Origin of the sequence: Dietzia aerolata (genome assembly GCF_014144865.1) — a bacterium.
Taxonomy (GTDB): domain Bacteria; phylum Actinomycetota; class Actinomycetes; order Mycobacteriales; family Mycobacteriaceae; genus Dietzia; species Dietzia aerolata.
On the sequence record NZ_JAALDM010000332.1, the window covers coordinates 1 to 10,577 of the forward strand.

Annotated in this window: 9 protein-coding genes and 1 pseudogene; 5 read left to right on the forward strand and 5 right to left on the reverse strand. The window is 67.8% G+C overall.

Annotation, left to right across the window (positions count from 1 at the left end):
- The 3 genes and pseudogenes from G6016_RS16600 to G6016_RS16610 all read right to left on the reverse strand — a co-directional run.
- A pseudogene (locus G6016_RS16600) lies at positions 1-205 on the reverse strand (hypothetical protein); the annotation flags it as partial.
- 9 nt (positions 206-214) lie between these two features.
- Entirely contained in the window at positions 215-703 is a 489-nt protein-coding gene (locus tag G6016_RS16605; protein ID WP_182633699.1) for an NUDIX hydrolase, read from the reverse strand.
- A gap of 114 nt (positions 704-817) precedes the next feature.
- Complete coding sequence (locus tag G6016_RS16610) at positions 818-1,708, reverse strand: hypothetical protein (protein ID WP_182633700.1); 891 nt, start codon at positions 1,706-1,708, stop codon at positions 818-820.
- A 418-nt stretch (positions 1,709-2,126) separates the two neighbouring features.
- On the opposite strand from G6016_RS16610, the gene G6016_RS16615 reads away from it, so the two are divergent.
- The 3 genes from G6016_RS16615 (at position 2,127) to G6016_RS16625 (ending at position 5,995) form a co-directional block, all read left to right on the forward strand.
- Positions 2,127-3,578 (forward strand): hypothetical protein, encoded by a 1,452-nt coding sequence (locus tag G6016_RS16615; protein WP_182633701.1) that lies wholly within the window; start codon positions 2,127-2,129, stop codon positions 3,576-3,578.
- 54 nt (positions 3,579-3,632) lie between these two features.
- A complete protein-coding gene (locus tag G6016_RS16620; RefSeq protein WP_182633702.1) occupies positions 3,633-4,562 on the forward strand; it encodes a PspA/IM30 family protein in 930 nt (309 codons plus the stop codon).
- 194 nt (positions 4,563-4,756) lie between these two features.
- Complete coding sequence (locus G6016_RS16625) at positions 4,757-5,995, forward strand: alpha/beta hydrolase-fold protein (protein WP_182633703.1); 1,239 nt, start codon at positions 4,757-4,759, stop codon at positions 5,993-5,995.
- Between the two features lie 144 nt (positions 5,996-6,139).
- Here G6016_RS16625 and G6016_RS16630 read toward each other — a convergent pair whose 3' ends face one another.
- On the reverse strand, positions 6,140-7,798 hold the full coding sequence (locus G6016_RS16630) for an NYN domain-containing protein (RefSeq protein WP_182633706.1): 1,659 nt from the start codon (positions 7,796-7,798) through the stop codon (positions 6,140-6,142).
- Positions 7,799-7,901: 103 nt separating this feature from the next.
- On the opposite strand from G6016_RS16630, the gene G6016_RS16635 reads away from it, so the two are divergent.
- Complete coding sequence (locus G6016_RS16635) at positions 7,902-8,762, forward strand: mycofactocin-coupled SDR family oxidoreductase (protein WP_182633704.1); 861 nt, start codon at positions 7,902-7,904, stop codon at positions 8,760-8,762.
- Positions 8,763-8,873: 111 nt separating this feature from the next.
- Here the strand turns inward: G6016_RS16635 and G6016_RS17610 are convergent, their stop codons facing one another.
- The gene (locus tag G6016_RS17610) at positions 8,874-8,999 is read right to left on the reverse strand and encodes a hypothetical protein (protein ID WP_277815178.1); all 126 of its coding nucleotides are present in this window, start codon (positions 8,997-8,999) and stop codon (positions 8,874-8,876) included.
- Positions 9,000-9,321: 322 nt separating this feature from the next.
- Between G6016_RS17610 and G6016_RS16640 the strand changes: the two genes are divergently transcribed.
- Positions 9,322-10,563, forward strand: a complete 1,242-nt coding sequence (locus G6016_RS16640; protein WP_182633705.1) for a fatty acid desaturase family protein — start codon at positions 9,322-9,324, stop codon at positions 10,561-10,563.
- Positions 10,564-10,577 lie beyond the last annotated feature (14 nt).

Sequence of the window (10,577 nt, forward strand, 5' to 3'; positions counted from 1 at the left end):
GCGCGACGGCGGCGGTGACGGCGCCGATGCCCGCGCTGGCCGCCCCGACCAGCAGGATGTCGCCGGAGGTGGGCGGGAGTGCTGCGGCGCCGGCGGCGAGGCCGTGGGCGCTGATGCCGAACACGCCGCTGACGAGCGCCACGATGATCCCCACGGCGGCGGTCACCACGGGTGGGACCTCGGCTCGCAGGCGATCGACGGACATGGCCCGATTCTAATGCGACTCGGTGGTGGTGACGATTCGCGCGCGTTCCTCGGCTGAGAGTCCGGCGTCGACGCGGGCGAGCATGTGTGGGCGCATCTCAGGGAGTTCGTCGACCGGGAACCAGCGGACGTCGGTGTTCTCGCCGTCGGCCGGGTGGGGATCGCCGGAGAGATAGGTGCAGGCGAAGGTGTGGTCGATGTACTGGGCCTGGTCTCCGTTGGCGTAGGTGACCATGCGGGAGACGCCGATGGAGGCGACCCGGTCCACGCGGATGTCCACGTCTGCTTCTTCTTTGGCTTCACGCACGGCGGTGTCGGCGGGGTGTTCGCCGGGGTCGACGATCCCGGTGACGGGTGTCCACCAGCCGTTGTCGCTTCGCCGGACCAGCAGAACGTGCTCGCCGGCCCGGTCGCGGATGACGGCGGTGGCTCCGGCCAGCCAGAGCGGGGCGCTGCCCACGTGCTCGCGGAGCTCTAGGACGAAGTCGGGGGTGGCCATGACGCTCAGGTTATCGGCCGCAGAAATGCAGCGATCCCCGCCGACCATGTGGTCAGCGGGGATCGCGGGTTGAGCTATGCGTTCACTGACTGATCAGTGCGCGGATCGAGAAGCTCAGTTCTCGGGGAGGCACTCGTCCGGCTGCATGGAGCCGTTGCCCTTGAGGAAGTCGATGCCCTCCTGCGGCAGCTCACAGACGACGCCCACGTCGACGCCCGGCAGCGGCGGGAGGTTGACGCCACCGTTAGCGGCGATGCCCACGGCGATGCCGGCGGCAGCCAGCGAACCGACAGCGAGGAGCACGTCAGCGTCGAGCTCGGCGGAGTTGATGACGGTGTCACCAGTGTCTTCGCCCTCGCCCTCGCCCTCGCCCTCGCCGTTGCCTTCACCGTCTTCGTCGGTGGCGTCCTCGTCAGCCGAGCCAGAGCCGGAGCCGCCGTCGGCCGAGCCGCTGAAGAGCTCCTCGAACCACGCCGTGATCCGCTCGATGATGCTGGACTCTTCGTCCTCACCCTCGGTACCCTCGTCGCCGTCATTTGCCGAACCGGAGCCATCAGTCAGCGAGCCGAGCGAGCCAGTCGGGGCCTCGCCCTCCTCGCCCTCCTCGCCCTCCTCAACCTCGTCGCCGTCATTGGCCGAACCGGAGAAGAGATCGTCGAACACGTCAGTGATCGAGCCGAGCGAGCCGGTCGGGGTCTCGCCCTCCTCGCCCTCCTCGCCCTCCTCAACCTCGTCGCCGTTATTGGCAGAACCCGTGACGTCACCCAGCGAACCGAGCGAGCCTGTGCCCGGCTCCGGGAGCTCGGGGGCGGGGAGATCCGGATCGATCGAGCCGAGGGCTGCGCCCAGGTCCACTCCGAGGTCGGCGGAACCGAGGTTCACGGCGACCTCGAGGCCGAGATCGAGGCTGCCCGAGGTGCCCTGTGCATTAGCAACACCCGGCATCGAGCCGAGCGCTAGTCCGGAGGCCGCGATGACCGCGATCATCCGCTTCTGGTTCTTCATAGGAATTGCCTTCCTTGTGTGCGTGTGACGACCCGGCGCCGGATACCCCCCGCCGCCCGGTCCGGTCCGTGGCTGCGCCACGACCCGTCGGATCGTTTCGCAACACTATCGGGCGAAATTGCCGCGCTGTTACATCCAGATTGGAAATTGATCAGGAAACTCCCAGCCACAACCATCACGATGCCGTAGCAGCTTAGGGTACAAAACAGCCGGTGACGTCGGCCTTGAGCGCGCTACCTCGACCTATGCAAACGCTGAGACATGAACGGTCGTTTAGCGGACTTCGTCAACACTCCACGGATGAGACCCCGGTCACATGGGACAATTTTCCCTGAGAGTCGCCGTGGGAACCCCACACGCAACGCCAACATGGGCAAACTTGAGGAATACCTCGTATATCCCGACCTTCAGGAGACCCATGTCCACGAGCGCGACCGGCGTCCAGTTCCCCCTCGACCCCTCAGGCAGCCGCTCTACCGGCCGCCTGGCCAAGGACGTGGTGGCCGACGCACTCGCTACCGCGGACCCGTCAGCCGCCGAACGCGTCCACCGCATCAAAGACTGGCGCAAGGGATACATCAGGCCGTTCACCGAGCTCGTCTCCGTGGGCGTCCACGACGCCGGCAACTGGGACGGAGTGGCCCGGGCCGCCCTCGACTCACTGCAGTCCCGCATGGTCGGCGCCCATCACGTCGACGGGGAGACCGTCGAGACACCGATGAAGGACTACCTCGCCGTCGTCGCCCCCACCTCCACCCCGGGCACCGAGACCATCACCGGCACGGCCGCGCCCGAACAGACCCTCTCGATCCCCTACCGCGGCGAGAACCTGTCCGGCGCCGCGCTGCGCGACCTGTTGGACCGGTGGGTGCGCGACGGCGTGGTGGAACCCAGCTGCGCCGACGCCCTGCGCCTGGTTCAGGACAACCCCCAGTGGCTTTCTCTTCCCGGCCGCGCGATGCTCGTGCTCGGCCTGGGCTCCGAGATGGGCCCCGCCCGCCAACTCCTGCGCTGGGGCGCCGACGTGATGGGCGTCGACCTGCCCTCCAGCCCCGCCTGGGACCGCTTCCGCGGCGAGGCCGACCAGTTCGCCGGACGCCTGCACATCCCCACCGACGCCGACGGCCGCGCCGGGATCAACCTGCTCACCGAGCTGCCCGAACTCGCCGCCTGGGCCCGCGCCGCCGCCCCCGCGCCGCTGACGGTCGGCAGTTACTTCTACGCGGACGGCGGGACCCACGTGCAACTGTCCTCGGCGGCCGACGCACTCGTCGTGGACCTGTTGTCCGACTCGACCGCCACCGCACTGGCCTACCTGGCCACCCCGATGGACACGTTCGTCGTCCCCGCCGACGTCCGCGAGGCCTCCGACGCCGCCCTCGCCGCCCGCAAGGCCACCGACATCAAGAAGATCGTCGGCACCCTCACCGGCGGACGCGTGTTCCACCGCAACTACGAGCCGGGCAACGGCCCCGCCGTCCACGACGCGCTCGTCCCCCAGCAGGGCCCCAACTACACGCTCGCCAAGCGCATCCAACGCTGGCGTGCCACCACCGCGTTCGCCGACGGCCACACAGTCTCGGTCAACGTGGCCCCCGCCACCGACACCTACTCGGTGACCAAGAACAAGATCCTCGCCAGCACCTACAAGGGCGCGGGCGCGTTCGGCATCGAGATTTTCGACCCGGCCACCTCGTCGGCGATGCTCGCGGCGCTGCTCGTCCACGACCTCAACGTGGGCCGGCCGGAGGTGGACGTGCAATGGCAGCACGAGTCGTCCGGCGCTGCCTCCGGCGGACTGTGGCGTCAGCCGTACCTGCCGCGGACCGCCCTGCCGGTCGCGGCGCTGCTCGGTACCGTGAAGAGGTAGCGCCCGACACCCGCCGCGCGGCGCTCGCCACTTGTCGACAGTTAGGACGCCGCCATGCCGAATCCGTTCTCCAAGGGCTGGAACTACCTCAAGGCCTCGCTGGACAAGACGGTCGACGACAACGCCGATCCCAAGGTTCTCGTGCACCAGGCGATGCAGGGCGCCCGGGACCAGCACAAGGCCGTCGCCGACCAGGCGGCCGCGGTAATCGGTAACGCCAAGCAGCTCGAGATCTCGATGGGCAAGAAGGCCCGGGAGCTCGATGAGGTGCAGGCGCAGATCCGGCAGATGCTGCAGCTGGCGGACACGGCGCGCGCCGAAGGCGACCAGGACAAGGCCGCCCGGCTCGACATGCAGGCCGAGCAGATGGCCGGGCGGCTCGTGACCGTCGAGTCCGACCTCGAACACACCCGGCAGCTCCACAGCCAAGCCGTTCAGGCGGCCGAGCAGGCGAAGCAGGCGGTCGGCGAGTCCGAGCGTCGCCTCAAGGAGACCCTCGCCCAGGAGGACCAGCTGCTCCTGCAGGCCACCCAGGCCGAGATGCAGCACCGGACCACCGAATCGCTGACCTCCATGGAGGGCGTCGGCGGCGGTAATTCACCGACGTTCGACGAGATCCGCGCCAAGATCGAGGGCCGTTACACCACCGCCCTGGGCAAGCAGGAGCTCGCCGAGGCCACCGGAGCCACGTCGTCCGCGCAGCTCGACGCCGCCGCGCTCACCCGCGAATCCGAGGGTCGGTCCAAGCTGGAGCAGATCCGCGCGTCGATGGGGCTCGAGGCTGGTTCGAGCGCGAATTCAGGTGCCGATCGGCAGCTGACCGAGGGCGGCGCAGACGCTGGGGCCGGTGCGGGTGGCCCGGGTACGTCGGCTGGCGCGACTGAGTCGGCTGGCGCGGGCAGTTCCGGCGCCGAGGGTGAGACAGGTGCAGCCGAGGCCGACGGCGGCTCCGGCCCCACACTGCCCCGCGATACCCGGCAGTAAATCCGCGCCGCACGCGGAGGCATTCGCGCAGTTCAACCGCCGTGCTCAGGTGTCTGCATGGCGAATGCTCAGCTGGCTCTGATACCAGTGTGGGCTTCTTCTTGGTTTATTATCAGGCCTGCGGCCTCCGCGGACGCAGTACCACCGCGTTAACAGGGGGCCGGAAACCTTTCCGGCACAACCAAGGTGACCCTGTGAACTTGAAATCTTTCCCGCCTTCCGCGACGCGCAAGGCCCTCGTGCCCGTGGTCGCAATGACCCTGGTCTGCGGGACCGCGGCTCCCGCCATGGCGCAGTCCGACCCCGGATCGCTGGACCCGACCTCGATCGGCAACATCGGGTCGATCACCAAGATGGGCGGCAGTGTCGACCCGTCGAGTGCCGCCGCCGGTTCGGCGACGGTCGGCTCCACCGGCTCTACCGGTACGCACTCGCTCGAGGGACTGGGCACCCTGCCTCCGATCGGTACCGGCTCCCAGAACACCTCGGCCACCCCGCCGATCGGAATGGAGGCGGAGCCGATCGAGACCACGAAGGTCCGCAACATCGAGATCGGCGACCCGATGGTCGCTGGCGGTGACCCCCGCTTCGAGCGCTGGTGGATCGAGTCCAAGTCCATGAACCGGATCCTCCCGGTCGAGATCTGGCGCGCCTCTTCGGATGCTCCGGCACCGATGCTGTATCTCCTCGATGGCGTGGACTCCCCGTCGCCGAGCGGATGGCTACTGCCGGGCCACATCCAAGATGTCTTTGCCGACGAGCACGTCACCCTGGTCATGCCCACGCGCGCAGACGGTTCGCTGCACGCCGACTGGCAGCACGACGACCCGGTCCTGAGTCGCAACAAGTGGCAGACGTTCCTCACCCAGGAATTGCCGCCCCTGCTCGAGTCCGGCGAGCACGCCATCCCGTTCAACGGAAAGCGCGGAATGGCCGGCCTGTCGATGGGTGCGGCGAGCGCCGTCACCACCGCAGAGCGTGCCCCGTCCGGCATGTACCAGGCCGTGGGCGCGATTGCCGGCTGCTACACCGCCCGCGATGACCTCGGCTTCCTACTCGCCAAGATTGTTGCCGAGACCCGCGGCGGCAACATCGCCAATATGTGGGGACAGCGCAACAGCCCCGCGTACGCCGAGAACGATGGTCTCCTCCATGCCGAGAAGCTGCGCGGCAAGGCCCTCTACTTCGCCACCGCGACCGGCATGCCCGATGCCAACGAATGGCAGCGCAACGACAACGACCTGCTGAAGTTCAGTCAGGGTGCCGGTCTGGAGATCGCCACTCATGCCTGCACGGTGGACATGGACCATCGCTTGAAGGAGCTCAATATCCCGGCCCGCGTCGACTACCTTCCGACCGGCATGCACAACTGGGATAACTTCAGCCGCTTCCTGGCCCCCATGCGTGACAACGTGATGCCCGCGCTGCGCTAGCCCGGAGCATTCACCAGCTCACCGAAGCTGACACGACGTTGCCCGCCCCGCATCTCGCGGGGCGGGCAACGTCGTATCCGGGGCCATATCGCGGAAGGGCGAATGGAAAGGGTCGACGGCGGGCTAATCCGGTAGCGGTCCGGCTCAGCGTTGCTTGAGTAAGACCGCGCGGATCCCCTCGTGGAAGCCGTCACGCAGATGGACGCGCTGATGCTCCGTCAACGTGAATTCGTTGAGCATCTGGCAGGCGAACTGCAGCAGCGGCCGGTCAATCGCCGGCGGCAGGGTGCCACCCGAGAGGAGATGAGCCTCGTCGCGCTGCTGCTCGTCCGCCGCCTGCTCGTACCACCACATGGCGTATTGCTGGCCCACATCGAAAGGGGTCTGCTCCCCCGACGACGTCCACACCTCGTCCGGAAGGGGCACGAACTTGGACCGAAGGGGACGGCGATGCGGGGCCATCATCGACGGATTCGGCCGACCCGAGCCGTTGGCCGACGACTCGTCCGAACGCGAAGCGCCCGGTGCACCCGGAGCGCCAGGGGCATCGTTCGGCGTCGGGCCAGGCGTGTGGCCAGCGGCAGAACCCGGCGTGGGGCCAGGTGTGGGGGCGGAGCTAGGGGCCGACGCCGAACCGGAGTTGGGGCCCGGCACGGGGCCGGGCGTGGGGGCCGATGTTGGGCCGGGCGTGGCACTCTTCGGCGCTGCCTGGGCCTCGTTGTGCGAGGCCTCAACGCGTGACGACTCAGCGTGTGCCTGCGCCGGAGAGTCGGCCTGCGGAGATCGCGGTCCAGGGCCGGGCTTGGGAGCGGCAGGCGCAGCAGATCCCGCAGCAGGCGCGGTGTCGGCAGAAGCGCCCGCCCCCGCGAGGGAGGCCGGAGACGGTGGGCCAGCGGGCGCACTCGACGGGTCGATCGGGGTGCCGGTGGTGTTGTCGTCGTGACCATGGGGTTGACCGTGAGCACCGCCCTCGAGATTGGCACCGTCGGGGCGGTGAGCACCATCCTCGCGGAAGGCCGTCTCGGTGATGGTCGCGCACTCCTGCTCATCGGCGGCGAGCTCCTCGGCGTCGGCGGCCAGTTCCTCATCCGCCACGGTTTGGCGCGCCTCATCGGCGACGGTGGTAGCCGCCGCGCGGTCCGAGCGCAGCTGCACGTCGACCATGCCGACGGTCTCCTCCACCTCGGGATCATGGTCCTCCTCACCCGGGTGGGCCGGACTCGACGGAGTGGTACGAACCTTCGGCGGGATCGGCCCCTCGAGGACCCGGATCTGCATGGAGTCGTGGAAATCGGTGCGGGGATCGAGCACCGTCGTGGTGTCACAGGCGTGGCGCAGCGCCGAGGAGATGGAATCCCAACCGAAACCGACCAGGTGAACACGCACGCCCTGATCGACCGCGACCTTCACCCCCGGAATCATGTCCGCGTCCCCGGACACCAGGACCATGTCCGAACAGTGACCCTTGAACGCTGCCTTGATCATGTCCGCGACCAGCAGAGTGTCGACGGCCTTCTGCGTGCGGCGATCCCCCCACTCGATCAGCTGACCGGCCCGGAGCTGCACTCCCTCGATAACCCGCAACGTCCGCTGGTAGCGGTGCGGACCCGAATCCGGGATGCCGTCATACCAGTTCTGACGCTGGACCGGCTGATCAACCAGACCATGGGAAACCTGATCTAAGCGGTGCACGACCGTGGCCAACGAGATCTCGAGTTGACCGCGCGCCCCCTCCTCCCAGGAATTGTAAAAACTAGCCAATAGATAAGAGGTATCGACGAGGACAAGTGTCCGTTGAAGCATGATGATCACGACCTGTTCTGTTTGTCATTCGTAGACTTCCAGCATGCCGCAGGGCGCTGAGACCCGCAGGGGTCGGCGTCGATCAACCTCAGGAGAGAAGTACATGCCCCACCCCGCCATCACCCCACCCGACCTGACCGGAAGGGTCGTGCTGGTCACGGGCGCAGCCCGAGGTCAGGGCCGGGAACACTGCGAGGCGTTCGCCGCCGCCGGGTGCGACGTGATCGCGCTCGACCTGTGTCGGGACATCGAGACCGTGCCCTACCCGATGGCCGACCCAGCGGATCTCAACGCCACCGCCGAGGCCGTCCGCGCACTGGGGCGACGCTGCGTGACCGGCCAGGTCGACGTCCGGGACATGCCCGGGATGCGGGAACTGGTGGACGCCGGGGTCGCCGAGCTGGGCGGACTGGACTTCGTGATCGCCAACGCCGGCGTCTCACCCCAGCCCACCACCTCGTGGGAGCGGAGCGAAGAGGAGTGGGACACCACCATCGACATCAACCTCAAGGGCACCTGGGTGACCACCACCGTGGCGATCCCCCACATCCTCGCCACCGGCCGCGGCGGCGCGCTGGTCCTCATCAGCTCCATGGTCGCCCTCCGCGGCGGCTCCTTCACCTCCAGCTACGCCACCTCCAAGTGGGGCGTTCGCGGGCTCGCCAAGGCGCTGGCCGGCGAGCTCGGCTTCTCCAACGTGCGGTGCAACTCGATCCACCCCGGCAACGTGCGAACCCCGATGATCGAGAACCCCTCGATGATCTCCATGATGAGCGGCGGCCAGGGCACCACGCTCGAGGACACGGCAAAGACGTTCGCCGGCATGAACCAGATGCCGCAGCCGTGGATCGAGCCCGAGGCGATCGCCTCCATGGCCCTCTACCTGTGCAGTGACGCCGGCGCCGGAATCACCGGCGCGTCGATCCCGGTCGACCTCGGTGGAAGCGAGAAGTTCGGGACCTAACCCGCCACACACCCCACCCCCCACAAAAACAGCGGCCCGCCTCCCTCGGTATCGAGGGGGCGGGCCGCTTACGCGTGCGGGGCTTATCAGGCCCGGTGCGTGTGGGGCCTATCAGGCCTGCGGGCTCACCGGCCGCGGGACGCTGATGGTCGAGCCGGTGGCCGTCCACACCATGGTCCAGAAGATGTCGACCACGGGCTGGATTGCCTGCAGGAAGATGTCGTTGGCGTTGCTCATGTAGGTCCCCTCGTCAGTGTCACTTCCCGGCTGCATGCGACCGAGTACGTCCGTATGTCGTGACGAACCAGCACGACGTTACACAACCGTGACATGTGTGGCGACTCCCACACCGTTCGCCGCAGGCCACAGGGCCTGTCGCCGACCTCCGGGACGCCCAGTGCCGCAGCCCAAGTGGTCGCCGACATGCCGCTGACCACCGGATCCGGAACGAATCCGCACCGTATCCACACCGGCCCCAGCCGCCCCACGAGGCCAAAAAATCTGTGACCCACGCAACTGGGCCTACCTACGCGACCGTAAGTTACGCTACCGTAGGTTCATGGCAATCACTGACGTTGAAGAGTTCGCCCACCTCACCAACGAGGACATCGAGGCACTCGGCGCCGAGCTGGAGCAGATCCGGCAGGACATCATCGGGTCACTCGGTGAGCGAGATGCCGCCTACATCCACAACACCATCCGCTTCCAGCGCGGCCTCGAGGTCGGCGCGCGGATCCTGCTGACCGTGGGCTCACGCAACAAGACGGCGTGGGCCATCGGCGCAGGCACCCTCGGCGTGGCCAAGATCATCGAGAACATGGAGATCGGCCACAACGTGATGCACGGCCAGTGGGATTGGATGAACGATCCCGAGATCCACTCCACCAACTGGGAGTGGGACAACGTGGGCACTTCCGAGCACTGGAAGCAGACCCACAACTACATGCACCACAAGTACACGAACATCCTGGGCATGGATGACGACGTGGGGTACGGCCTCCTCCGCGTGACGCGCGACCAGCGCTGGCACCCCTTCTACTACGGCAACCTGGCGTACAACACGCTGCTGGCACTGCTGTTCCAGTGGGGCGTGGGCATCCAGTACCTGGAGCTGGGCAAGGTCGTCAAGGGCCGCGATGACCGCGAGCACACCAAGCGCAACGTGTCCCTGTTCCTACGCAAGGCCGGTAAGCAGCTCGCGAAGGACTACGTCTTCTACCCGGCCCTGTCGGGCAAGGGCTGGAAGTCCACCCTCACCGCCAACCTGGTGGCCAACGGCATCCGCAACGTGTGGACCAACGCGGTGATCTTCTGCGGCCACTTCCCCGACGGCGCGGAGAAGTTCACCAAGAAGGACCTGGCGGAGGAGACGCAGGCCGAGTGGTACCTGCGCCAGATGCTCGGCTCCGCGAACCTCACCGGCGGCCCGGTCATCGACTTCATGTCCGGCAACCTGTCGTACCAGATCGAGCACCACCTCTACCCGGACATGTCGTCCAACCGCCTGGCCGAGGCGGCCGTGCGGGTGCGCGCGCTGTGCGAGGAATACGACCTGCCGTACGTGGCCGGCCCGCTGCCGGTCCAGTACTTCAAGGCGTGGCGCACGATCGCCAAGATGTCGCTGCCCAACCACATGCTCCGCGACACCGCCGACGACGCGCCCGAGACGCACTCGGAGCGGATGTTCGACGGCCTGCCCGCGCCCGAGCCCGCCGGCAACGGCAAGCGCGCCGGCCTCAAGACGGCGATGCGCCAGGCACGGGACCGTCGCCGCGGCAAGAAGTACGTCCCGGCGGCCTGACCCCGAGCGCTCCC